At 41.4% G+C, this 23,874-nt stretch carries 23 protein-coding genes; 12 read left to right on the top strand and 11 right to left on the bottom strand.

Annotated elements, in window-relative coordinates; all coding sequences use genetic code 11:
• The first annotated feature begins 295 nt into the window (after positions 1–295).
• The 11 genes from IGK85_RS15960 to IGK85_RS15910 all read left to right on the top strand — a co-directional run bounded on the left by IGK85_RS15960 (position 296) and on the right by IGK85_RS15910 (position 13,428).
• Positions 296–1,771, top strand: a complete 1,476-nt coding sequence (locus tag IGK85_RS15960; RefSeq protein ID WP_008381810.1) for a helix-turn-helix domain-containing protein — start codon at positions 296–298, stop codon at positions 1,769–1,771.
• 341 nt (positions 1,772–2,112) lie between these two features.
• Positions 2,113–2,412: an LPXTG cell wall anchor domain-containing protein gene (locus tag IGK85_RS15955; protein WP_008381812.1), complete on the top strand. Its 300-nt coding sequence runs from the start codon at positions 2,113–2,115 to the stop codon at positions 2,410–2,412.
• An 18-nt stretch (positions 2,413–2,430) separates the two neighbouring features.
• Positions 2,431–3,231: a WxL domain-containing protein gene (locus IGK85_RS15950; RefSeq protein WP_008381814.1), complete on the top strand. Its 801-nt coding sequence runs from the start codon at positions 2,431–2,433 to the stop codon at positions 3,229–3,231.
• A gap of 85 nt (positions 3,232–3,316) precedes the next feature.
• On the top strand, positions 3,317–4,372 hold the full coding sequence (locus IGK85_RS15945) for a DUF916 and DUF3324 domain-containing protein (protein WP_008381815.1): 1,056 nt from the start codon (positions 3,317–3,319) through the stop codon (positions 4,370–4,372).
• 18 nt (positions 4,373–4,390) lie between these two features.
• Positions 4,391–6,763, top strand: coding sequence for a WxL domain-containing protein (locus IGK85_RS15940; protein WP_008381816.1), 2,373 nt, complete (start codon positions 4,391–4,393; stop codon positions 6,761–6,763).
• 616 nt (positions 6,764–7,379) lie between these two features.
• A complete protein-coding gene (locus tag IGK85_RS15935) occupies positions 7,380–8,777 on the top strand; it encodes a polysaccharide deacetylase family protein (RefSeq protein WP_008381817.1) in 1,398 nt (465 codons plus the stop codon).
• A 36-nt stretch (positions 8,778–8,813) separates the two neighbouring features.
• Complete coding sequence (locus IGK85_RS15930; protein WP_008381818.1) at positions 8,814–9,332, top strand: RNA polymerase sigma factor; 519 nt, start codon at positions 8,814–8,816, stop codon at positions 9,330–9,332.
• A gap of 32 nt (positions 9,333–9,364) precedes the next feature.
• On the top strand, positions 9,365–10,204 hold the full coding sequence (locus IGK85_RS15925; protein WP_008381819.1) for an RsiV family protein: 840 nt from the start codon (positions 9,365–9,367) through the stop codon (positions 10,202–10,204).
• A gap of 409 nt (positions 10,205–10,613) precedes the next feature.
• Entirely contained in the window at positions 10,614–10,994 is a 381-nt protein-coding gene (locus tag IGK85_RS15920) for a MarR family winged helix-turn-helix transcriptional regulator (protein ID WP_050790977.1), read from the top strand.
• Between the two features lie 80 nt (positions 10,995–11,074).
• Positions 11,075–12,460, top strand: a complete 1,386-nt coding sequence (locus tag IGK85_RS15915) for an MATE family efflux transporter (RefSeq protein ID WP_008381820.1) — start codon at positions 11,075–11,077, stop codon at positions 12,458–12,460.
• A gap of 281 nt (positions 12,461–12,741) precedes the next feature.
• Complete coding sequence (locus IGK85_RS15910; protein WP_008381821.1) at positions 12,742–13,428, top strand: YoaK family protein; 687 nt, start codon at positions 12,742–12,744, stop codon at positions 13,426–13,428.
• A 78-nt stretch (positions 13,429–13,506) separates the two neighbouring features.
• On the opposite strand, the gene IGK85_RS15905 is transcribed toward IGK85_RS15910, so the two are convergent.
• From IGK85_RS15905 to IGK85_RS15855, 11 genes are all read right to left on the bottom strand, one after another.
• The gene (locus IGK85_RS15905; protein WP_005233056.1) at positions 13,507–14,046 is read right to left on the bottom strand and encodes a DUF1697 domain-containing protein; all 540 of its coding nucleotides are present in this window, start codon (positions 14,044–14,046) and stop codon (positions 13,507–13,509) included.
• A gap of 274 nt (positions 14,047–14,320) precedes the next feature.
• Positions 14,321–15,712 (bottom strand): oxaloacetate decarboxylase subunit alpha, encoded by a 1,392-nt coding sequence (locus IGK85_RS15900; RefSeq protein WP_008381824.1) that lies wholly within the window; start codon positions 15,710–15,712, stop codon positions 14,321–14,323.
• Complete coding sequence (citX, locus tag IGK85_RS15895; RefSeq protein ID WP_237714968.1) at positions 15,709–16,251, bottom strand: citrate lyase holo-[acyl-carrier protein] synthase; 543 nt, start codon at positions 16,249–16,251, stop codon at positions 15,709–15,711. Before citX ends, IGK85_RS15900 begins: the two co-directional genes overlap by 4 nt.
• Positions 16,244–17,776 (bottom strand): citrate lyase subunit alpha, encoded by a 1,533-nt coding sequence (gene citF, locus IGK85_RS15890; protein WP_005233060.1) that lies wholly within the window; start codon positions 17,774–17,776, stop codon positions 16,244–16,246. The genes citX and citF overlap by 8 nt, the downstream gene beginning before the upstream one ends.
• A gap of 2 nt (positions 17,777–17,778) precedes the next feature.
• Positions 17,779–18,666 carry a citrate (pro-3S)-lyase subunit beta gene (gene citE / locus IGK85_RS15885; protein ID WP_005233062.1) on the bottom strand — a complete coding sequence of 296 codons (888 nt, stop codon included), beginning with the start codon at positions 18,664–18,666 and terminating at the stop codon, positions 17,779–17,781.
• Positions 18,654–18,962 carry a citrate lyase acyl carrier protein gene (gene citD / locus IGK85_RS15880; protein ID WP_005230465.1) on the bottom strand — a complete coding sequence of 103 codons (309 nt, stop codon included), beginning with the start codon at positions 18,960–18,962 and terminating at the stop codon, positions 18,654–18,656. Before citD ends, citE begins: the two co-directional genes overlap by 13 nt.
• Positions 18,963–18,974: 12 nt before the next feature.
• Positions 18,975–19,970 carry a [citrate (pro-3S)-lyase] ligase gene (citC, locus tag IGK85_RS15875; protein ID WP_008381831.1) on the bottom strand — a complete coding sequence of 332 codons (996 nt, stop codon included), beginning with the start codon at positions 19,968–19,970 and terminating at the stop codon, positions 18,975–18,977.
• 12 nt (positions 19,971–19,982) lie between these two features.
• Positions 19,983–20,108: an OadG-related small transporter subunit gene (locus IGK85_RS15870; protein ID WP_008381833.1), complete on the bottom strand. Its 126-nt coding sequence runs from the start codon at positions 20,106–20,108 to the stop codon at positions 19,983–19,985.
• A 24-nt stretch (positions 20,109–20,132) separates the two neighbouring features.
• Positions 20,133–21,248: a sodium ion-translocating decarboxylase subunit beta gene (locus IGK85_RS15865; RefSeq protein ID WP_005233072.1), complete on the bottom strand. Its 1,116-nt coding sequence runs from the start codon at positions 21,246–21,248 to the stop codon at positions 20,133–20,135.
• 23 nt (positions 21,249–21,271) lie between these two features.
• On the bottom strand, positions 21,272–21,685 hold the full coding sequence (locus IGK85_RS15860) for an acetyl-CoA carboxylase biotin carboxyl carrier protein subunit (protein WP_005233074.1): 414 nt from the start codon (positions 21,683–21,685) through the stop codon (positions 21,272–21,274).
• A 9-nt stretch (positions 21,686–21,694) separates the two neighbouring features.
• Positions 21,695–22,078 carry a hypothetical protein gene (locus IGK85_RS15855; RefSeq protein ID WP_005233076.1) on the bottom strand — a complete coding sequence of 128 codons (384 nt, stop codon included), beginning with the start codon at positions 22,076–22,078 and terminating at the stop codon, positions 21,695–21,697.
• 395 nt (positions 22,079–22,473) lie between these two features.
• On the opposite strand from IGK85_RS15855, the gene IGK85_RS15850 reads away from it, so the two are divergent.
• On the top strand, positions 22,474–23,820 hold the full coding sequence (locus tag IGK85_RS15850) for a CitMHS family transporter (RefSeq protein ID WP_008381841.1): 1,347 nt from the start codon (positions 22,474–22,476) through the stop codon (positions 23,818–23,820).
• Positions 23,821–23,874 lie beyond the last annotated feature (54 nt).

The raw sequence follows: 23,874 nt of genomic DNA, 5'->3' as shown, positions 1-23,874 counted from the left end.
ATTGTCTCTCCATTATCGTTTAAAAGTTTAAACCATTAAACCATTTAAAGGAGATTTTTGCAATGAAAGAAGCTCGAGAACATTCCTTTTCTCCACCATCGCCAAGGAGATTAGAATGTTCTGTAAGCAAATAGATAATAATGGAAAAGCATAAGAGCATTTGATCCTTTTTTGTGTTTAGAAGCAGCTTATTTTTTTATGAAGTGATTAAGAGCCGTGTGTTGCTCATTTTTTGTTGTTGTGTTATGTATGTAACATCTAGACAAAAGACGTAGTGAGATATGAGGCGGAGAATATGAGAGACTTACAGTTAGCATTTATCAGTAATCGCACAACTAAGCGCTTATTTCGAGTTTTGAGTGTGATGGAACGAGATCGTTTATTTACAATTGGTGAAATGGCAGAAAAGATGCAAGTCACACAACGCACAATTGCAAATGATCTCAAGTATGTGAAAGACTATTTTGGTGATTGTATCACCCTAATTTCGGGGAATAGTGGCTTTCTTTTTGAAGAGAAAAAACCTTCCGTGTACCAAGAAAAGAAACAAGATTTGCTAGAAAATGAGTGCTTATTTGAAATCATCGGTCATATTTTTCAAGGGGAATTGATGGATATTGACGAGTTGGCCCATCATTATCATTTTTCTGAGAGCACGTTTCGACGGTTGTTGGGTCAATCGAACAAAATATTGAGCAGTTATCGGTTAAAATGGGTGTCGAATCCATTGACAATTGAAGGGAGCGAAGCGGATTTACGGAAATTCTTCAAAGACTTTTATTACGAAGGGATTGATACTGCCCATACCCTTGTTCCCGACCCCGCATTGCATGAGTTGGTCTTAACCCAGTTAAACAACAAACTAGGACAATATGATATTGGCTCTGGAACAACACCAGCTGCTTTTTACTATACTTTTTTTATTGCAATCAAACGGGCGAGCCTTGGTTTTCCGATAACAGTCCCGAAATACTTGATTGAATTAGCCTACAAAGGAAATAGCTTCTCCCTCCTGTATTCTTTAAAAGACGGAATCAACAAGCTTTACGGCGTAGAACTAGCGAAGGAAGAATTTGCATGGATTTATTTAGTTACTATTTGTAAACGTACCTTAGATCGAGAAGCATCGGAGGAAAAGTTCTACCAGCAGTTTCATCAAGGATCAGAAATTGCCAAACTTACGGAGGCTTACTTACAAGAGTTTGAGCTCACAAATGAGAGCTATGCCAAGATAAAAATTTTCTTGCAATCCTTCTTTTTGTCTAGAAAAGTGAACTATGCGTTAGCTCCTGCATTGAACAAAGAGGCACAGGACATCAAAGAATCTCTCATGCGTTCTGACAATGAAAACTATCAACGGAATTTACGATTTTTAAAGAAGCATCAAAGAAAAGACTTTTTGGCTGCGCCATATCTTGAAGATATTTGTGTGAGTTTAACGATCTACAGTGATTTGATTTTTGATTTTTATTCACCGACAAAAAGAATTTATTTTCTTCTAGAAGGTGATCACTTCATCTGCCAACAGATTCGAACTCGTGCAATGCAACAGTTTGGTACAAAGCACACGTTGACCTTTTTGCCATTGCAACATCTGACACAAGAAATATTAAATGCCGATCATATTGATTTGATTGTCACAAACTATAATCGGTACCTCTTAGACTATATTATTGAAACAGATTACTTGTTATTGAAAGCTGTCCCAGATGAGCATGACTGGCGGAATCTGGAAAGAAAAATTGATCCGTATCGAAAACCATTTCTCTAATCTCCGTACACTCGTTAAAAGTATTAACGAGTGTTTTTTTTCATTTATTTCATCCGTATATGAAAATATTGATTCCAATTTGACCAAAAAATCAGGTAACCTTAATCATGTAAGGAAAAGGTATGCATACAAACTTACAAATAAAAGTATCAAAAACCTTCGTTTTTTAGAATAGATATTTGTTATGTATTCTCTAAAATAGAAAACCTAATCTAATAACTTTTCCAAGACATTCGATCCGATCGAATGTCTTTTTTTGTCGTCAACCCAAAAACGAAGAATTTTGAGATACAACAAAGGGGAGGATCATGATTGAGAAAACAAAAAGGTGGATAATATTTATGGGAATACTCTCAGTTTTATCATTACCGTTGGTAAACGCTGCAGAAGTCCAGCAAGTTGAAACAAATGGGACCATTGGATTTACTGGTGTCTATGAACCCATTGGTACACCTGATCCAGCGCCGCCCGAAACTATTGTCAGACCACCAATTACCGAAGTGGCCAAACCAGATGGTACGTTGCCACAAACAAACGAAATAGGATATTCATGGCACGCTTGGCTAGGCGTTTTTCTAATCAGTTTCGTCTTCCTCTTATGGAAACAAAAAAGAAATCATAATAAAAATCTAAAACAATAAGAAAGCAGGAATAATCAAATGAAATTTATTCGTTTAGCAACAATTGCCGCACTATCAACTACTATTTTAGCAGGAGGAGCAGCTTCTGTTTTTGCCGATGAAATGAGAGAAGTAACAACCGAAGGTCAAATCCAGTTTACAGCGGATGAAGACGGTGATCTGGAAGTCATCCCTCCTGTACCTGATCCGGATGTGATTATTCCACCGATTATCGATCCAGTTACAGGTCCATTGTCTATCGTACAGGCACCTACAATGAACTTTGGTACTCAGGTCATCTCCAACCAAGATCAAACATATAATATGGTTGCAGAGACTGCTGAACTCGCTAATCCAGAAGAAGGTGGGCCTACTGACGTTCCATATATTAGTTTTGCTCAAGTACAAGACGTTCGTGGAACCAATGCTGGATGGGATCTAAAAGTGAGCTTAAGTGATTTTGAAGCTCCAGAAGCACAAAATAAAATTCTAACGGGAGCGCAAATCACCTTTGCTAATGCTCAGTTAAATTATGAAGGTAGCAATACTGATAACGAACCTACAGTGCACCAGGCTGGACTAACATTACTTCCTAATGGTGCAGCGCGTTCAGTGATGACTGCGGCACAAGGACAAGGTGCAGGAGCTTCTTCAGTTATCTGGGGAGACCAAGCAGACTTGACTGCCCAATTTGAAGCAGAGGGCTTTAATCCTGAGACAGACGTTGTAGAAAACAACGCAATACAATTGTCGATTCCAGGTTCAACAGCCAAAGATGCGACAACGTATACGTCAACGCTAACTTGGGAATTAAACTTAACACCTGGAGACGAACTATAAAAGCCTTGTAACCATTTGTTTTGAAACTCTCGGCAGCGTCACAGTAAAATTGTGACGCTGTTTTTCTAAGAAAGGAGACGTAACCTTGAAACAAACAACTTTAGCTCATCGTTCTCAAAGAGCCTCTTGGTGGGGACTTACGCTTCTTTTTCTTCTTTTTGGAATTTTTCCATCAGTAGCTCAAGCGGAGGAAACACTGACATTTTATGTCACGCCTGAATTTCCTGAAAGCCAGGTAGAAGGATCAAATAGTTATTTCGATTTGAATCTAGCAGCTGGAGCAACAGAAACCTTAGCATTGAAACTGCAAAATGTTAGTAGTGACCCAATTCAAGTGCAAGTAACCCCTCATACAGCGTATACCAATGTTCATGGAGTCGTTGAGTACGGAAAAGATGCCCAAGAACCAGATAGTAGCCTTACTTATTCATTGGACGAATTGATTGACTCATCTGGCGTCATTGAACTGGCAGGAAATGAAACCCAAACAATTAGTGTTCCTTTACATATGCCAGAAGAATCGTTTGAGGGATTTTTAGCGGGAGGTCTACGGATTTCGGAAGTCAAAGAGAAGCAAGAAGAAACGGCAATCAATGAAGAAGGCGTAGCGATCAAAAATGAATTTGCCTATGTGATTGGGATTGTTGTCAGCAATTCTCGGGATTCAGTTCAACCGGATCTCGATTTATTAGCTGTTTTTGCAGATCAGTTGAATTATCGGAATGTTATTAGTGCAACGATCCAAAACTTCACGCCTACCTTTGTCAATCGAATGGCGGTGGAAGCGACAGTACAACGAGCAGGAGAAAACGAGGTTCTTTATGAAGCGAGTGAAGAAATGATGCAAATGGCGCCTAATTCTAATTTTGATTTTCCAATCTCGTTAGAAGGCGATCGCTTTCAAAGTGGCGACTATGTATTGAAATTAAGAGCAATATCTGGTGAAGATGAGTGGGTATGGGAGAGACCCTTCACAATTAAAGCAGATGAAGCCAGGGCATTGAATCAAGCAGATGTGACCATTGATTCAAGTATGAATTGGTGGATGATTGGCGCAATCATTTTACTTGTTCTTTTACTGGGGGTCATTCTTTATCTACTTATTCAAAAAAAGAAAGCAAACCGAAGCGAACAAGAGTAGTAAAAAGGAGTGAATGGAATGACCACGAGATTAAGAAGACCGCTGCTTCTATTAGGGGCGTCTATTCTAATGATGCAAGCATTGATTCTATCGATTGGCATGGTCTACGCTGAGACAACGATGGACACTGAGGAACAAAAACAGGTAGAACACCCATCCATGAAAAACCTTCTAAAAGAAGAACAGGCTAGTGATGCGCGCTTTTTCTTTACTCAGGCGCGGATGCAAGGCACGGTAGAAGAAACCATACAAGTAACCTTCTTTTCTGATCAAGAAGTGTCAGAGGCACGAGTATTTTTACCTGAAGAAGCAACGCTTATCAACGAGCAGTTACCGGCAGGGGGATCAGTCGAACAGATAGAGCAGTCTCAGGAATGGCTGGTTCAGTCAAAACGGGCGCAAAATACATTTGTTCTTCCTTTAGTATTTGAACAGGCGGGACGCTATGAACTGTCTGTGGGAGGAGCAACGGCTTATCTTGAAATCAGTGAACAAGAAGATAGTATTGTGGAGAACCCTACTGAAGGAATAGAAGCTTCTGATGATGCTCAAACAGTACAAGCGGATCTGGAAGCGAAAGAGAATGCAGTAGAAGAGAATCAAATGAAGGAGCAGCCATCACAAAGTTTAGATAATGAATACAGTTCAAATGCTACCGTCACAAAAGATAATTTTTTGCAGCATTTTGACTTACAGGGTTCTGCAACGTATGATTCAGAAACAGGGGAAGTAACCTTAACTACAGCTAGTAATAATCAAGTTGGAAATGTTACATTGAAGGAAAAATTAAGTGTGAATTATCCATTTGTTTTGACAGGGAAGGCAAATATTGGTTCTAATACGAATGGTGCAGATGGTATGGCTTTTGGTTTCCATAGATCTGAAAATTCTGCTGTTGGAAATAGTGGAAACGGTATGGGGATTGCTGGCCTAACAGGAGGCTTTGGATTCAAATTGGATTCAAATTTTAATACAACTCAGGGAGCGGGTGCAGCTAGAGATCCTGCTGCTTTAGGTGGGGCTCCTTTTGCTGGATACGTTTATCATGAGACGAATGGTTTATTGACTACTTATATGGGAAGCGATGCTCCAGCAAAGCGAACAGGGACATTGAATGGCGCTTACGATGATATAGTCATTGAGTATCTGCCAAGTGAAGAAGCAAATATTTTCCGTATTAACTATAAAGGAGAAACCTGGGAACGAGATATATCCGATTGGCAAGGAATCGATACTACTGCATTATCTTTTTTAATCTCAGGAAGTACAGGTGCAAGAAACAATGTTCATAGCTTTATATTTGAACAGATGGACTATGTAATAGGGACAGGAGAAGTTGAAGTCAGTTATCGTGATGCAGCTACAAATGAAGAAATAATACCTAGTCAATTGTTAGAAATTCCTTTTAAATCAGAGGCAGTTCTTAATCCAAATTCAGGGATTGATGATGAACCGTACCTTCTTGGTTATGACTATAGTCATGTTGAGACAGATGCACTTTATTTCGATGAAACAAACAATACGATAAAACCAGAGGCTGAGCGTCGGAATGTTACTTACTTTTTTAATCGTGCTGAGTCCGAGGTGACAATTCATTACATTGATGATGCCGGGACAGTTATTTCGCCATCTGATACAATCATTGGTTATGTGAATGAGGAGCTAGAAGTAACGATTAAAGAAATAGAAAACTACAAGTTTTTATTTGAAAGAGACAATCAATTATTGAATACGGTATTTACTCGAGAGCAACAAAATTATTGGCTCGTTTATATCTTACAAGGCTCCATGCCACCAGTAGATCCATTGGATCCTGAAATAGAAGTGAGCCCAGAAAATAAACCAGAGCTGCCAGAAAATCAAGGGCTTCTGAGTATTGACTTCATTTCCTCCTTTAACTTTGGCTCGCAACCTATCTCAGTTCATGACCAAACCTATTACGCGCAACCACAACGTTTATTGAATGAAGACGGAACTGTAAATGAGATGGAAGAGCGTCCTAACTATGTTCAGATCAGCGATCGTCGATCAGCTACTGAGCGTAATGGCTGGCAGCTATCGGTTACCCAGACGAAACAATTTGAAGGATTAAAAAATCAACAGCTTACAGGTGCGAGTATTACTTTCTCAAATCAACAATTAGTGACCGCTCAAGGTGGCGATACCCCTTCTTTACAGACAGCCAACCCGTTAACGTTGGTACCAGGAAACAAGCGAGCACTGATTCGTGCAGAAGATACTGAAGGAACAGGCACATGGATCTATCGTTTTGGAGATGAGCATACAGCAAGGGAAAGTGTTACGCTCAACGTACCGAAAGGTTCAAATCCTGAAGCCACAAGCTATTCCACAACCCTGATATGGGAATTGAATGCTATTCCTGACAATTAAAAGAGAAATTTCTTTTTTCCTTTTTCTGCCATTTATTAATAAGACGGCTAGATTGGTTCGAAAAAAGATGAATAGTTCGTGTATGATCCTGGTTCATTCAAAAGAAAGTCAAGCCATGACGAACAAAGAATTAAAAGAGAAACTAAGCGTCATGCCACCAATAGTTAAAGGAAATATCAAACAAATCAAGACATATTTCAAAGAAATCTGTGGTTATGATCTAAGTGTAGAAAAGAAGAATTCTATCGTATTCAATGTGTCATAGAGTTTGCATAAATACAAATTATCTTAAAAAAGGCTTCAAAAAAAATTTTTTGAAGCCTTTTTTTGTTTTCCGCAAGTATTAAGATTAAGAACTAACGCTACTGTCTAATGACATAGTTAAGGGAAAACGTAAAGATCTGATGTCAAAGCTAAACCTTAAAGGAAAAGATAGGAAAAAAACGAATAATTGGGAAGTTACTATTTTTCGCTAATGAATTTAGACAGCAATATTATGGAGATAAAGGAATCACGATTAAGAAAGTTCACGATTGATAAAAACTTGCTAATAAATGAAACTAATTGACCTGTTCTTTCGTCATACCCTATAGAACAACGAAAGAGAGGAAATACTATGAGAAAAAAATTACTGTTAATAGCTATATTCTGTGCATTGATTCTTACGTTAGTAGTGGGTGTCACGTATAAGTACCTAATGAGTCAAGTGTATGGAGAAGAACAAACAAATTTTGAAACGCAAGTCGAAAAAACAATTAAAAATGCATTTTTTGATCGTGATATCACTCAGATTGAAGAATCAAAGAGTGGCGATAATCAATACAATAAATATTACCTGTACTATTCTGCGACTGAAAATAAAAATATTATAAAACAATTGGAAGCTCAAACTCAGGTTGCTTCGAAACAATTGAAGGATTCTCGGTCAATGGTGCTTTCCTATGTCAATGAGGAAAAGGTGAATGATGCCCTTATTAATCGACAATTAGTAACAAAGGAATATATTTGGGATGATAAAACAAAGTCTTTGAAATATTTAGGTGAATTAAAAGAATTATCTGAAATACTCTTATCCAAAAATCGAAATGAGCCTCGATTAAAAGATATTGTCAACGATGAATCAGACTTGCTTGCGATAAACAGAGTTGTACAAGAACAACTACTTAGTACTCGAACTAAATTAAAATCAACAATTGATGAGGAAGAATTAGATCAAGTGTTAACAAATGACTTTTTAAGCAAGGATAGTAAGATAACCATTCTCCCCCACTCAATACAAATCGCTTTTGATAAAGAGGTTTTAGGGGTGACAAAGATGAATGTCGACATTGAAAAAATTCTGCCTTTTATTGATCCAGCAATCGTTTTTGATAATAATCTGCCAAAAAAATCCTTAGACCAAAAAAGAAACTATGTCGCGCTCACCTTTGATGATGGACCTAATGATACGTCTACTAAAAAATTACTAGGAGAGTTAAAAAAAGAAAAGATCAAAGCGACTTTTTTTGTTTTAGGTCAGATGGTTGATAAGAACCCAGAGGTCGCGAAAAAAATAGTGGGAGAGGGGCATGAAATTGGCAGTCATTCATACACTCACCCAGACTTGACTCAAGTAACCCTGGATAAAGTCAAAGAAGAAGTACTGAAGACTGATAAGGCAATATTTCATGCTTCAGGGGTATTGCCAAAACTCTTTCGACCACCTTACGGAGCAGTAAACGGCGCCGTTGCCAAAACTATCGGATTGCCTATTATTCAATGGAATGTAGACTCTGAAGATTGGCAAGTCAAAAATAAAGATTTGATTGTAAATAAGGTAATTGATACTGTAGAAAATGGATCAATCATTTTGATTCATGATATCCATGAACGTTCCGTAGAATCCATTCCAGAAATGGTAAGTCAACTAAGAAAAAGAGGCTATGAGTTTGTGACTATAAGCGAATTGCTCTCTTATGGACAAAAACCACTAAATCAGTATTTTGGTTTAGCTGACCAAAGAGAAATTAAATAGCAGTCTTTTCTAGTCCCTTGGAGAGTTGTTGAAGGAGTGATCTTTATTTTTAAGAATAGAAGTCAAACAAAAAAAGTGCGCTATTATGAGCATCTACTAGAAGAACTGATAGAAGGTAAATATGATCAAATGTATCGAATTGCCTATAGTTATGTTTATGATCATGAAGATGCTTTAGATGTCCTGCAAGATAGCTTTCAAAAGGCGTTAAAAAGCTTTAGAAACACAGTAGAAATTGATAATTTTCAAGCATGGTTCTATAAAATTTTAGTAAGAACCGCGATTGATCAATGGCGAGTGAAGAGACTAAGACCATTTGGGTTAGCCTTTGAAGAAACTATAGAACTAAGACATTTTCGTTTCGATCAAAGTGAATTTCTTGAACTAAAGGAAATTCTAGAGAGAACCCCTAGTCCGGAAAGAGATATCATCATTTTAAAATATTTTGATGGATTTACCTTGCAGGAAATTGCTCAAATACTTAATTTAAATGAGAATACGGTGAAAACGAAAATGTACCGTTCTCTTGTTCAATTTAAGCATCTTTTAAATTAAAAAAACAAGATATGAAAAGGAGAATGAGCGAAATGAAACAGCACACGTTTGATGGAGAAAACCAAGAACAATTAAAGCGTGAAATAGTTGCGCGTTTTCAAATAGAAAAGGCAAAGGTATACGAAGAAAAGAAACGAAAAGTACTTAGAAGAGGCGTCGAAAGCGTGATCTTGGTGGTTTTTAGTTTTTTGATTATGCTTCAAAATACTACCTTTAGAGGTTTTGCATCAGAAATACCTATTTTGGGGGATTTGGTATCAATTATAACTGGGGAAACGCTTCTGTTCAGTCAAGAGGAAGCAGAAATCACTATTGATGTGCCTAAGATAACAGAAGAAAATCAAGTGTATTCGCAATTAAATAAAAAATATCTCCGTGAAGGACAACGAGCATATCAAAGTTATATAGACGTAATAAATAAGGTGGACGAAAAACAAATGTATGTCAGTGGTACCTATGATGTGAAAGTCAATGATAATCGATTTTTAGTAATCGACCGTACGTTTGAAGAGACAGTGGGGAGCACCAATGTCGAACATCGATTTGATACATTCGATAAAAAGAACGAGGTCTTATTATCATTAAAGATGTTATTTAAAACGGAAAACTATTTAGAGGTGCTGGCTCAGGAAATTGAGCACCAAATGAAAGAGCGGATGAGAGTAAATAGCGATATCAAATATTGGGTTTTAGACTATAATGATACAAATTGGTTGGAGAATGATCCGAATTTTTATATTAATGAAAATCATGAACTAGTTATTTCATTTGATAAATATGAAGTTTCGGCTGGATACATGGGGACACAAGAGTTCATAATACCTACTACAGTATTGAAGCCGATCTTAGTTGACGAAAATTTTTTTAATTAGATCGATAAATCAGTTTAAGCTTATTCGGAAAATGATTTCTGGATAAGCTTTCTTTTTTCTCTAGCAAGAGCGGAAAATAAAGCCTACTTTTCTAATTGGCTGTGATACCATGAGGGAAAAAATCGATGAACCCAGGGGCTCTTTTATACACGTTTACTAAAAATGCAATAAAAAGTCCCTTGTTGTCTGCTTTTGTCAGTAACTTTTCCACAGTGTGGAACTCCCTGAGCCGTACTATCATTATTGAATTTGAAAATAATTAGAGGTCTAATTATTAGATAGCGAATCTTTTTATTGACTTTCCTTTTTAACCGGTGTATATTCTTTTCGAATAGTTAGATATCTAACATTTGGCAAAGGGGGAGTCGTTTTGGAGGAACTGATCGTATCGAATTTGATGCGTTCCATTATGAATAAGTCACGGGAATCGATGGAAATGCGTATAAAAGACCTGGATATCAGTCAACAGCAAGGAAGAATGATTGCGTATATCGCACAAAATGAAGACAAAGGCTTGATTCAGAAGGATTTGGCCCAAGTGTTTCAACGTCGTGATGCCAGCATCACAAGTATGCTTCAAGGGTTAGAAAAAAAAGGGTATATCGAACGCCGCATCCCAAAAAATAATGAGCGACAAAAAAATATATACGTTTTACCTAAAGGAAAAGCGTTGATTGATCAAACCAATGAAGCTTTTTATGCGGCAGAAAAAGAACTGGTCCAAGCACTGAATGCAGAAGAAGTCGAAGAACTGACTCGTTTGTTAAGAAAAATCGATCAAAGTCTATGAGCAATAAGCAGTCAATCACTGCTTATTGCCTGAAAGTTAGATTTCTAATAGTTAACTATCTAATAGAAGGAGGGATCATCATGGAAGAAGTCACAATGAATGAATCCAATATTTACTACTTAAGCGAAAGTCCGGTGCGAAAGGCAATTGCCCATTTATCGATCCCGATGATGGTTGGTATTTCAACCACGACGATCTATAATTTGATTCATGCCTATTTTATTGGATTGATCCATGATACCAATATGATGTCGGCGATTACCTTGGCGATGCCCATTACGATTCTGTTGATGGCCGTTGGGAACATACTGGGTGTTGGTGGAGGAAGCTATATCACACGACTACTAGGCAATGGAGACACTCAAAAGGGCAAGAAAGTTGCCGGCTATGCGTTTTACTCGAGCATCCTGCTCGGTGTGATCATAGGGATTGTCGCAGTAATTTTCATGGATCCGTTTATTCATTTACTAGGAGCAGGTGGGCAGACATTTTTGTATACAAAACAATATTCACTGATTTTGTTTGTTGGTGGAGCATCGTTCATTTTAAATTTTGCTTTGGAACAGTTGGTGCGTTCAGAAGGGGCATCAAAAGAATCAATGTATGGCATGTTTGTCAGTGTTGCAGTGAGTATCCTACTGGATGCATTATTGATTCTCGTCTTTAACCTACATGTGATCGGTGCAGGGCTATCACTAGTGATTGCGAATATCGCTTCAACAACGTATTATGTCTGGTTCCTAGAAACGAAAAGCGAGACATTGAAGGGCTTTTTAAAGAACATGAAACTTTCAATCAAAGATCAGCTAGAAGTTTATAAAATAGGGATATCCGAGCTGTTTAAATCAGCTTTCATGATCGTCACCACATTATTATTGAACAATTTTTCTGCTGAATATGGAGACAATGTTGTGGCTAGCTTTGGTATCGCTGTTCGAATCATGCAATTACCGGAATTTTTAACAATGGGTCTATTTTTGGGCGTCATACCGTTATTTGCCTACAGTTTCTCTGCCCATAACACGAAACGAGTGAAAGAAGCACTGAAAGAAGTATCTTTGTGGATAGGTGGGATCTCCATCCTTTTTGCATTGATTGTGTATTGGTTGCGAGTGCCTGTGCTGGGGTTATTTACAAGTGATCCTCGTGTGATCCAAGTTGGCTTAACGATTTTAGGGGCACAGTTGGTTTCTTCGATCTTTAATGGTTTCTCTGGTTTATTCACGGGCATCTTTCAGGCATCTGGACTAGGTGCTCAGACCGGAGTGATGTCCACGATTCAAGGAACATTCTTTATTCCGATCGTTTTATTGCTGCATCATTTCTATGGATTGGATGGATTGATTTGGTCAATGACGATTACAGAAGGTATCGCGTTTGTTGCGGGTGTCTTAATGATGATTCCTTATCTAAATAAACTAAATAAGGATGACCTGCCCGCCATGCAAAACCAACAACGTATATGAATCAGATACATTCGGAATATTTGTTTATGGAAGAAAGGAAAACGAAAGGTTTCTTTTCGAACGTCCTATAAGGAAAGCCCAACGAAGTTTGCTTTGTTGGGCTTCTTTACTTGCTATATATTTCCTTTTCGTTAAAGTAAGAGGAGATGTTGATTCTGTTATACTTACTATTGAAAAAAACTCCATTTCAAGGATAAACGATCTTTTTCATGTATCAATAGAAGAAAAGCGTCTAAAACAAATGCTATTAGCAAAATTATCAAGCGATTGAGGAATCTACTATGCAAAAAAAAATTTATAAAGTTGTCGCTGTCTCGAATAACAGTCGTCTGTTTGCGATTTTAATGGCTTTTTCAGGTGGGGCATTAGATGTCTATTCTCATAATTACTTTCATGGATTAGTTGCTACTCAAACTGGGAACATTATTTTGATGGCTTCGAATTTATCCCAATATAATTGGCAGCAAATGCTGCCTAAGATCGTATCGATCATTTTGTTTACGGTAGGATTTTTATTAGGTATTCTTCTAAAGCGCAGCAATTTCAGTCATTATTGGCGCAGTTACACCATGCTACCTGTTATTTTATCGAGTTTGATCATTCCATTATTGTCTCAAAATCTACACCTTTTTAAAATTGGTCTGCTTGCTTTTGGCAGTGGCTTGCTGATGCTGACGTTCACTGGAACGCAAATCGAAGGAAATCCTTATACGATCATGATGACCTCAGGCAATTATCGGAAAATGCTAAATGAATGGTATCTTTATCTGACCTCACGGAATAAAACGTCGCTTCAAAGACGCAATGCCCATAACTATACGATCGTCGTGCTCTCATTTGTCATTGGTGCTTGTTTACTAGCCTTTGTCAGTCTTGTTTTAAAAAAATATTCAATTTGGATCGTAACCTTCACGTTTCTGCTTGCTCTTTTTATTGAAATCCATCAAGCGAAAAAGACGATTCGATAGTCAAAGAAAAACCGTCAGAGGGACTCCTTCTGACGGTTTTTCTTATAAGCTGAAACAGGAATATTTTTTAGAATGTCCTCACAGCTCCGCAATCTTCCTTACGGTATTGATGGTCCGAATCGTAATCTGCTTGCCGACGCTAGTGCTGGCTGTTTTTTTCCACCAATTGGTTTTTTGATAGTCTTTGCGGAGGTAGGACCAGAAGACGACGTCTTTGTAAGGAAAAACCTGTTCAAGGGTGGCATTCGGAGCCCCGAGTTTTTCAGATAACACCTCGTAGGACAGTGAAGGCATCAAAAAGATCAGGTTGTCATAGATGGTTTTATCTTCCGTTCCTGACCAGTCGGGCATATGGGTCAAGCGTTCCTGCAGCTCTGATTGGCGAATGATATAAATAGCGATATCAAAGGAAAAGTCGCGTTTGACCATTGCTTTAATCGTTTCGGCAAGGGCTTGTGGATCATCCCCTTTACTGGAAAAAATCACATTGCCGCTATTCAAATAAGTGACCACATTGCTAAACCCCAATTCTTCAAAACCGGCTTTCAATTCTTTCATAGAAATTTTGTTCTTTCCACCGACATTGATGCCTCTTAATAAAGCGATATATCGTTGCATGGATAACCCCTCCTTTAAACCCCTTCTTTTAGCTGATTATAGAATGGATGGAGCGGAAGCACAATCCTGGCTTCTCAGCTACCCAAAATACGTGAGTGAGAAACGACGAATGCAAGCTTATTGGTGGAGTGGCTATGGCGCATGTATTTTTGCGCTGCTAATTAGTAAAAACGAATAAACAGCCTGTAAATGATAACAACCCTCACAAATCTGCTCAAGCAAGCGAATTTGTGAGGGGCACTTTCAGTCGTTTTCTCTGTTTCTGGCTTCGTTGTTAATCCACCGCAATCCTCACAGACACGGTCTGTACGGGGACATCATAAAAGGGATCTTCTCGTCGGCCTAAAAAGTCTTGGGCTTGCTGAGGGAAGAGGGCGTACATCAGCACGTCTTCTTCACTTTGGGCATACTCAGCGATTTCTTCCCGAAAGGCTGGCAGTTGTGGTGCCAGTAGATCAGCTGGTCTGACGGTGATCACTTCAGCATCTCCGATGATTGTTTCTTTGATTTCGTCGGTGATGGGTGCTGGCGATTGACCGTAAAGTCCTTTGACGTAATCTTTGATCTCACTTGGGACAAGTTTGTAACGTTCTCCTGAAATCACATTCATCAAGGCTTGGGTACCGACCATTTGCGACAATGGGGTCACTAGTGGCGGATAGCCCAAGTCTGCTCTGACTTTTGGTACTTCTGCTAGGACTTCTTCATACTTGTCTTGCAATCCTTGTTCCGTCAATTGGCTGAGTAGGTTTGACAACATGCCACCAGGTACTTGATAGATCAAGGTTTTAGGTTCGATATCTTTGACTTTCGGGTTCAGTAGTCCTTCTTCGCGGAAACGATCACGAACGGGATTGAAATGTTCAGCAATCTCAGCGACTTTCTGCAAATCAAGTCCCGTAGCAAAGCCGCAATCTTCTAAGGCGATTGCCACAGATTCGGTTGCTGGCTGACTGGTGCCGCCAGCAAAGGAGGAGATGGCGGTATCAATGATGTCTGCGCCAGCTTCCGCAACTTTTAAGTAAGTCATCTCAGCGATGCCGCTGGTGGCATGGGTATGGACTTCTAGCGGTAGATCGACGGCATCTTTGATTCGGCTGACCAGCTCGTAGCCAGTTTGCGGTGTCAAAACGCCTGCCATATCTTTGATACAGATGGAATCGGCGCCGAGGTTTGCCATTTTATGGGCAAGGTCGACGAAGTAATCCACCGTATGGATTTGGCTAGTAGTATAAGAGATTGCTGTTTGACAGTGTCCGCCGGCTGCTTTTGTGGCGCGGATGGCGGTTTCTAAATTGCGGACATCATTTAAGGCATCAAACAAACGAAGAATGTCGATGCCGTTTTCAACCGATTTGGTCACAAAGTCAGCAACGACGTCATCGGCATAGTTTTTGTACCCTAAGAGATTTTGCCCCCGTAAGAGCATTTGTAGTTTGGTCTTTTTCACTTCTTTGCGGATTGCGCGCAATCTTTCCCATGGGTCTTCATTTAAAAAACGCAGACAAGCATCGAAGGTTGCGCCGCCCCACATTTCCAAGGCATGATAGCCCGCTTGATCCATGGTTTTTAAAATCGGTAGCATATCGCTGGTAGGCATTCGTGTAGCGATCAGACTTTGTTGGCCGTCCCGCAAGACGGTTTCGGTAAATTGGATTTTTTTCATTCTTTCACTCTTTCCTGAATGATTTTACGGATCTGCTGCTGTATATCTGCTACGCTATGAGTTCTAGAACGGCCACAAACTTTGGCATCTTGTTCACAGACGTAGCAGCTTCTTGTCGGCAGTCCGATTTCGGTGCGGCTGATAGGTAAAAGCTGGTCTTGGTTTTTGGCTAAGACATCCAGATCCACCAATCGACCATAAGGATGATGGGTCTCAATCTGAACCATCATTCGTTTTAGTTCATAAGGATCTGTGGGCAGTACGAGATAATATTCCGGTCCGGTTTCCAAACTACGGTAGAGGTTTGCCAGTGGAATCAGTTCCTTGACGGCCTCTTCGATTTCCGTAATGAGTTCTTCAAAAACGGCGGTCAATGGGACAGAATTTTTCACGGGACCGGGAATATTCATGGTGGCAACAAGCAATGCCGCTTTTTCATCCGCAGCGAGAAGCTCCCGTTGAAGGGAGCTTCTATTTTCTCGCGCCTGCAGCATATCGGTTAGCGTCACAGGGGTTCCTGAAAATAGGGCATCAGACATTTTTGACCACATCAATGATCGTGCCATCGCGGTATTCGATCAAAGCGACGGTTTTTTCCCCGTACTTGATTGGTTCGGGTTGACCGACAATGCTGTAGGCTTTTTCTTTTAATTCTTCAATGGTGTACTGGGGAATATCCAATGCTTCAAAATGGCTGATCAAGTCTTTGCGAGCAGGATTGATGGCGATCCCGATTTCCGTAACGACGACATCAATACTGGCGCCTGGCGTGACGATCGTGTTGACGGTATCGACGATTGTTGGGATCCGTCCCCGCACAAGAGGAGCGATCACTAAGCTCATTTTGCACGCCATACTAGTATCTGAGTGGCCGCCAGAGGCACCGCGGATCACACCGTCAGAACCGGTGATGACATTGATGTTGAAATCCGTGTCGACTTCCAGTGCGGAAAGAATGGCGGTATCCAATTGATTGATAAACGCCCCTTTGCTTAACGGTGAGGCATACATATTGGCATCGATCTCGTAATGATTGGCGTTTTTCCCTAGCGATTGCGCGGAAGGATGATCAAAGTCTTGGACATCGATCAGTTTTTCCACTAATCCTTCTTCTAACAGTTCCACCATGGCATTGGTAATGCCGCCGAGGGCAAAGCTGGCTTTGATCTCATCTTTGATCATCGCTTCGCGTAAAAAACGAGAAACGGCTAATGCGGCACCGCCTGTTCCGGTTTGGAAGGAGAAGCCTTGTTGGTAGTAAGGCGAGCTGGTGATGACCTTGGCTGCATACTCAGCAATCAGCAATTCTTTTGGATTTTTGGTAAAGCGGGTCGCCCCTTTTGCGATCCCTGCAGGATCACCGATGGCGTCGACTTCCACGACATAATCGACATCCGTTTGGGGGATGCTGATTGGGGTATTTGGAAACGGTACCAGGGTGTCGGTGATGATCACGACTTGGTCGGCGTATTTTGCATCGACCATCGCATAGCCCAATGAGCCGCAGGTTGCTTTTCCGACGGTGCCATTGGCATTGCCATACGCATCTGAGCTAGGGGCCCCTAAGAAGGCGACATCGATGTGGATATCGCCGGCGGCAATGGCACGAGCCCGACCGCCATGAGAACGGATAATGACTGGAGCATCCATAATGCCTTCGGAGATTGCGGCACCGACTTTGTCCCGCAGACCGCTGGAGGTGATATTGGTTACGACGCCAGATTTGATATGTCCGATCAATGGTTCATGGACATTGGCGATGGAACTAGGGGCAATCGCAAGATTCTTGATGCCCATTTTTGCGATCTCATCTAAAACGAGATTCATGATAAAATCCCCTTCGCGAAAATGATGGTGGAAGGAGATCGTCATGCCGTCCGTTAACCCTGTTTTTTCAATGGCTTCACGAATACTGCCCAAGACCTTGCTTTTGCCCGGCAGGACTGGCTCGATCTTGCGACTCGCTTCTTTGTAGGCATGGATATTGGCCGTTTCATTTTCAAAGACCCCGTATTGGTTGGCATAGCATTCAGGGATGTCTTTTCCTGCTTTGTTTAACACCATAATTACACTTCCTCCTCGGTAATCAATTTCGCTGCTTTGGCAAGGGCAATCACGCGTTCCGCTCGCTCAACGATTGGTTTATCGACCATTTTGCCATTCAAGGAGATCACACCAGAACCTTTGCTTTCGGCTTCGCGAATGGCCCAGATCACTTCTTTGGCCTGTTGGATCTCGGCTTTTGAAGGCGCATAGATCCCATTGACTAGGGGAATCTGCCGTGGATTGATCACTGATTTTCCGTCAAAACCAAGCTGCTTGATGCGAGTCGTTTCAGCGAGAAAGCCATCGGTGTCATTGATATCAGAAAAGACGGTATCGATGGCGGCGATCCCTGCAGCTCTAGCTGCATGCAAAATCATACTGCGGGCAAACAACAATTCTTGCCCATCTGGGTAGCGACGGGTTTTCATATTGGTGACATAATCTTCTGCCCCTAAAGCGATCCCGATCAAGCGGTCGGAAGCTGTGGCGATGTCTCGGGCATTTAAAACGCCTTCGGCCGACTCGATGGCAGCCATCATTTTGGTGGTTCCTACAGGCAGATCGTTTTCTTCTTCTACTTGTGTGATCACAGCGGCAACGTCAATGATATCTTGGGCGGTTTCGGTTTTCGGTAGTCGAATGACGTTGACCCCCGCTAGGACCATCGCTTCGATATCAAGGGCACCCACCGTGTCGAGGCCGTTGATGCGCACGACGGTTTCGATGGCAGAATAGTCAAAGGTTTTTAAGGCAAAATGCACCAGGGTCCGAGCAGAGTCTTTTTCATTCAAGGAGACCGCATCTTCTAAATCAAACATAACGGAATCGGCGCCATACAATGGCGCATCCCGTAGCATGGCAGCGTTAGCTCCTGGTACAAACATCATCGTTCTTCTTAAACGTTCCATGTGTCGATCTCCTTCCAAGCATACTGTTCTTGTTCGGCGGCCCGATGAACGGCTGTCAGAGTTCGGGCTTTGATGGTACAGTCCAATGCGCCTTTATCGGTGGCGGTGATTTTGGCCTGTGTCACGCCTAGATGGTTCAGCGTCTCAAGGATGACGGCGCGAATTTGTTTGCCGAATTGTTTTTCGACACTGCTATCGAGGGTCAGCTCGATGGTTTGGGTTGTGGTGGGCTCGATCGCGATCAAGATATCACTGGATTCAACGGAGCCGGCAACCGCACTTTTTTTGATTTCCACTTATTATCACCTCTAAATATAGTTATGCTGCATTAAAAATGAGAACGTTGTTTCTGGCAAAAATTGCTGCAAGGAAGGTATATCTTTTTCTGCAATCGCTTTCCGAACGTTTGTAGCCGAAACGGTTGATTGGTTGATCTTCAGACGGTCGATCACGATCAGTTCAAGCTCGGGAGAAAAAACGGCAGCCATCGCCTCATTGTAGAGTTGGGTCACGGGCGAATAAGGCTCTGAGCCTACAAAACGCGTGGTGATCGCCAACAGCGGGGCAATTTTTTCTTTGAAGAGGGTTGCATCAAAGGCGGCTTGTTTTTTGGCGATCGCCTCAGGTGCTTGCTCTTTCAAGAAATAACTGGGAAAAACTGCCGAAGAGACGAGATAGTTGTTGGTTGGCAGCACCGTTACATTTGGCAGGTGAGCCACGCCATCCATCACCATCTGCAGCCGTTCACTGGCAGAAAATTGCGAGCGGTCTTCTGATAAAACGAACACATAAACCTGTTCTTTTTGACTCGCAGCCGTTTCGACTAAGTACAAATGTCCCTTGGTAAAAGGATTGGCGTTCATCACGATCGCGCCGTTGTTTTGTCCGATTCGCTGCCGTTGCAGTTGTTGGGCATAGCTTTCATAAGAAGGAACGCCTTGTTCCATGAACAAGATGTCTTGCGCAGCGAGCACTTCACGAAACCCGAGAGATTCAAAAAACAGACGATTTTTCGGTGCTGTATAGACGAAGGACTTAGTATAGCCCTCGTCTTTGATATGATCGCTAAGGTGCGAAATCAATTGCGTCAACAGCTGTTCGGAGCGTTTTTTTTCACAGACCACCACATACTTGATGATATTGGCATAGCAAGAAGCAGTAGCAATCAAGGTTTGCTGGTCAAAAATGCCGACGGTATAGGCAACTTCTTCACCGACGGCTAAGCCAGCACGGGTGATCAATTTTTGCCATTGCAAAAAGACTTCCGGATCTTTTTGCAGCCAGATTCTTTTTAGGGTATACATACAATGCCTTCTTTATTTTTTTACTGGGAAGAGCTTCGACAAAAGCAAGGATGCGAAGTAGATGATCAGGATCACGACAAAGACGCCGCCCCAACCGAATAACAACAATTCAAATGAAGTCAGTAAATCTTGACTCATAATTTTCCTCTCCTTTCTAGTGACCTAAGCAATCAGTGCCAGCAGTAAGCCACCGGCGATGACCGAAGCAATCTGTCCTGAAACGTTGGCACCGGCTGCATGCATTAAGATAAAGTTTTGCGGATCTTCATCTGTCGCCATTTTTTGGATGACACGACTAGACATTGGAAACGCAGAGATACCAGCTGCACCGATCATTGGGTTGATTTTTTCTTTACGGAACAAGTTCAGCACTTTCGCAAACAACACGCCGCCGACCGAGTCCATAATGAAGGCAACCAGCCCTAAACCAATAACCATCAATGTATCGACTTGTAAAAATTCTTCATATTGCATTTTCACAGAAATTGATAAACCTAGGAGGATACTGATGATATTCACCAGTTCGTTTTGAGCGGTGATGGACAAACGATCTAAGACACCACATTCCCGCAAGAGATTTCCGAACATCAAAAATCCGACCAATGGCAATGAAACAGGAGCAATCAACCCTGCTACGATCGAGATCACGATCGGGAACAAAATTTTTGCCGTTTGCGAAACTTCACCGGCACGATACGTCATGCGGATTTTTCGTTCGTGCTTGGTCGTCACAGCTTTGATGGCTACCGGTTGAATGATCGGTACTAGCGCCATGTAAGAGTAAGCTGCTACCATGATCGCACCCATATATTTCGAGTTCAGCGTATTTGCGACAAAAATCGACGTTGGTCCGTCAGCGGCACCGATGATCCCGATGGAAGCTGCGTCGTTTAAATCAAAACCAAGCAGCACGGCAACGATGATCGTAAAGAAGATCCCGAATTGCGCAGCGGCACCAAACAATAAAAGAAATGGATTTTGCAGCAATGGACCGAAGTCGATCATCGCACCAATCCCGATAAACAAAAGCAAAGGGAACAATTCAGTTGAGATCCCCATATCAAACAATACTTGGAACGGGCCAGCTTCTCCACCAGCACTTAACACACCTGAGTTCGGGAAGTTCACTAACAACGTGCCCAATCCCATAGGGACCAACAAGGTTGGTTCATATTCTTTCTTGATCCCCAAATACATCAATAGACCACCGATGAGCATCATAACGATCCGTCCCGGCTCCGATCCTAACCCGACTACACCTTCAATTAACGTTTCCACTACGTCACTTCCTTTTCAATAAATTAGCCGATCGTAATCAGCAGTTCTCCTGGGTTGACCATGTCGCCCGCATTGACTGCAATGGCAACAACGGTTCCTGCTTTTGGTGCCACGATTTCATTTTCCATTTTCATGGCTTCTAAAATCATCAATGATTGGTTTTCTTGCACAGTATCCCCCACATTGACCAAGAGACGTAAAATCGTTCCCGGCATTGGAGAATGAATCGGCTCGCCGTCAGCAGGAAGCGTACCTGGCGCTGGCTGTGGTGCTACTTCTGGTTCTGGTGTGCTGACTGGTTCTGGTTGAGCGGGTGCCGCTGCTGGAGCCGGTGTTGGCACTGCTGGGGCAGGAGCGGTAGGTTGCGGGGCACCGATTTCTTCCATTTCGACAAGGTATTCTTGCCCATCGATCGCTATTTTAAATTTACGTAACATGTTTTTCCCTCACTTGTTTTCATTTTTTTTGGCTATTTTTTTGATTGTGAACTGAGAATCAGGCAGCTCTCCTGCGGCAATACTGGCGGCAATCAGGGTGACTCGCTTAAATTCAGGATTGCGTTTCTCAATTCTTCGAATGACAAACTGACTTTCAGGGGAACACTCGGCACCTAGTGCGGCGGCTATCAGACTGACTAACGGATAATCTTCTGCAGGCGCCGGCTGATAGCCCGACACTTCTTGCCAATCAGACGCGGGTGGGTCCGCTATCATTTCCCTTGGCTTCAGAGGAGGACTGACAGGCGCATCTGGTTCATCATGCGTTTTTTTGAACAATCTTTTAATAAGATTCATGGGTTTCTCCTTTCTCAATGATTCGTTCCCTTTCATTATAGAAACTCCCGTTCAATCAGCGAGATTTATTTCGGCTGAAAATTGTTTTTTCAGTGTTCCTTTTTTGAGAAAAGAGTGAAAAATCGATATAAACGTTGATTTATCAAGGTTTTTCTTGCGTTAATATTCTGTTAAGAACTTTTTAAACGAAAAATAAGATTTGAAAAGAGAAATTGTTTTTTTGCTGTTCTTTTTTTAAACGGGTCTTTTTTTCTATTTCTTGATTGTTTATTCTTAGACGTGTAAAGCATTCAATAACATTATTTCCTTTAAGAAAAGAAAAATATTCACAAACTAGTGACGCTTGTCGCTAACAAATTACGGGCCTGTAATTTTTTTAAAATGTTTTTTGATAACGCTTACACATTTCGATGCATGAAAGGAAGAAGAAAATGTTCTTAACAATTTTGTCCTATGCCATGATTATTGTCTTCATGTTTGTCATCATGAAGAAAAAAATGTCACCCTTTACATCCTTAGTAATTATCCCATTACTATTTACCCTCGTTGCGATGGTTGCTGGTGTTTCCGAAAAAGGCAACATCGGTGATTTTGTCCTTGAGGGCATCTCGACAACAGCCAACACAGGAATCATGTTGCTGTTTGCGATTTTGTACTTTTCCATTATGTTGGATGCCGGTTTGTTTGATCCAATCACGAAAAAAATGATTTATTTTGCTAAAGGCGATCCGATGAAAGTCTTGATGGCAACGGCAGTCGTTGCCGCTGCGGTCTCTTTGAACGGTGATGGAACGACCACTACCTTGATTTGTTGTTCTGCGTTTATTCCCATCTACAAGAAGCTGAATATGAAAATGATGAACCTTGGTGTCTTGATCATTTTGCAAAACACCATCATGAACTTATTGCCATGGGGCGGACCGACTGCCCGAGCAATGGCCGTGCTGGAAGTTGATGCGGATATTCTTTCTTATTTGTTGCCAGGAATGATTTTGTCTCTGTTATATGTGATTTTCTTCGTGGCTCGCAGAATGGGGATCCAAGAACGGAAACGTTTAGGGGTTACGGAACTGACGAACGATGAGATATTAGAAATGACGACTGTGACTGATCCTGATACATTAGCGATCCGTCGTCCGAAAAACTTTGTCTTCAATGGTATCTTAACGATCGTCTTGATTGGCTGGTTAGTAGCAAGCTCCTTTATTTCTAGTATCGCTTTACCACCAATCTTGTTATTCCTTGTAGGTACTTGTATCGCATTGATGGTCAACTACCCAATTTTGAAAGATCAATCGTCACGGATCGGTGCCAACGGCGGCGATGCTGTTCAAGTAGTAATTTTAGTTTTTGCAGCAGGCGTCTTCATGGGCTTGTTCCAAGGCTCTGGGATGGCTACTGCCTTAGCGAATAGTTTCACGCAAATCATTCCTAAACAATTGGCTGGTTTCTGGGGCATAGTTATCGCCCTGATCTCTGCACCTGGGACTTTCTTTATTTCCAATGATGGGTTTTACTTTGGGGTTCTACCGGTCTTAGCAGAAGCGGGTCGTTCGTATGGCTTCACCAATATGCAGATGGCCTTGGCGTCCTTAATGGGCCAAGCGTTCCACTTGTTAAGTCCATTGGTTGCCTTCATCTACTTGCTATTGCGCTTGACTGGCTTAGATATGGGGCAATGGCAAAAAGAAGCGGCGAAATACGCACTGGGGATTTTCGTGATCTTTGTCGTTACGATCGTACTATTGGGTCATATGCCGTTTTATATTCCACAGTAACTTCATAAAGAAACTATCGAGCAGGCTGCCATTTTGCTCGGTAGTTTTCCTTGT

Source organism: Enterococcus sp. AZ015, from assembly GCF_050499225.1.
Lineage (GTDB): Bacteria > Bacillota > Bacilli > Lactobacillales > Enterococcaceae > Enterococcus_D > Enterococcus_D entomosocium.
This window is presented reverse-complemented; position numbering and strand designations above follow the sequence as displayed.

Coding starts and splice junctions, on each gene's coding strand:
- IGK85_RS15870 (WP_008381833.1), bottom strand. CDS start 20,108: ATGAGTCAAGATTTACTGACTTCATTTGAATTGTTGTTATTCGGTTGG.
- IGK85_RS15940 (WP_008381816.1), top strand. CDS start 4,391: ATGACCACGAGATTAAGAAGACCGCTGCTTCTATTAGGGGCGTCTATT.
- IGK85_RS15955 (WP_008381812.1), top strand. CDS start 2,113: ATGGGAATACTCTCAGTTTTATCATTACCGTTGGTAAACGCTGCAGAA.
- citE (WP_005233062.1), bottom strand. CDS start 18,666: ATGGAACGTTTAAGAAGAACGATGATGTTTGTACCAGGAGCTAACGCT.
- IGK85_RS15950 (WP_008381814.1), top strand. CDS start 2,431: ATGAAATTTATTCGTTTAGCAACAATTGCCGCACTATCAACTACTATT.
- IGK85_RS15860 (WP_005233074.1), bottom strand. CDS start 21,685: ATGTTACGTAAATTTAAAATAGCGATCGATGGGCAAGAATACCTTGTC.
- citF (WP_005233060.1), bottom strand. CDS start 17,776: ATGGTGTTAAACAAAGCAGGAAAAGACATCCCTGAATGCTATGCCAAC.
- IGK85_RS15910 (WP_008381821.1), top strand. CDS start 12,742: ATGCAAAAAAAAATTTATAAAGTTGTCGCTGTCTCGAATAACAGTCGT.
- IGK85_RS15925 (WP_008381819.1), top strand. CDS start 9,365: ATGAAACAGCACACGTTTGATGGAGAAAACCAAGAACAATTAAAGCGT.
- IGK85_RS15935 (WP_008381817.1), top strand. CDS start 7,380: ATGAGAAAAAAATTACTGTTAATAGCTATATTCTGTGCATTGATTCTT.
- IGK85_RS15900 (WP_008381824.1), bottom strand. CDS start 15,712: ATGAAAAAAATCCAATTTACCGAAACCGTCTTGCGGGACGGCCAACAA.
- citX (WP_237714968.1), bottom strand. CDS start 16,251: ATGTCTGATGCCCTATTTTCAGGAACCCCTGTGACGCTAACCGATATG.
- IGK85_RS15960 (WP_008381810.1), top strand. CDS start 296: ATGAGAGACTTACAGTTAGCATTTATCAGTAATCGCACAACTAAGCGC.
- IGK85_RS15850 (WP_008381841.1), top strand. CDS start 22,474: ATGTTCTTAACAATTTTGTCCTATGCCATGATTATTGTCTTCATGTTT.
- citC (WP_008381831.1), bottom strand. CDS start 19,970: ATGTATACCCTAAAAAGAATCTGGCTGCAAAAAGATCCGGAAGTCTTT.
- IGK85_RS15855 (WP_005233076.1), bottom strand. CDS start 22,078: ATGAAAGGGAACGAATCATTGAGAAAGGAGAAACCCATGAATCTTATT.
- IGK85_RS15915 (WP_008381820.1), top strand. CDS start 11,075: ATGGAAGAAGTCACAATGAATGAATCCAATATTTACTACTTAAGCGAA.
- IGK85_RS15905 (WP_005233056.1), bottom strand. CDS start 14,046: ATGCAACGATATATCGCTTTATTAAGAGGCATCAATGTCGGTGGAAAG.
- IGK85_RS15920 (WP_050790977.1), top strand. CDS start 10,614: ATGAATAAGTCACGGGAATCGATGGAAATGCGTATAAAAGACCTGGAT.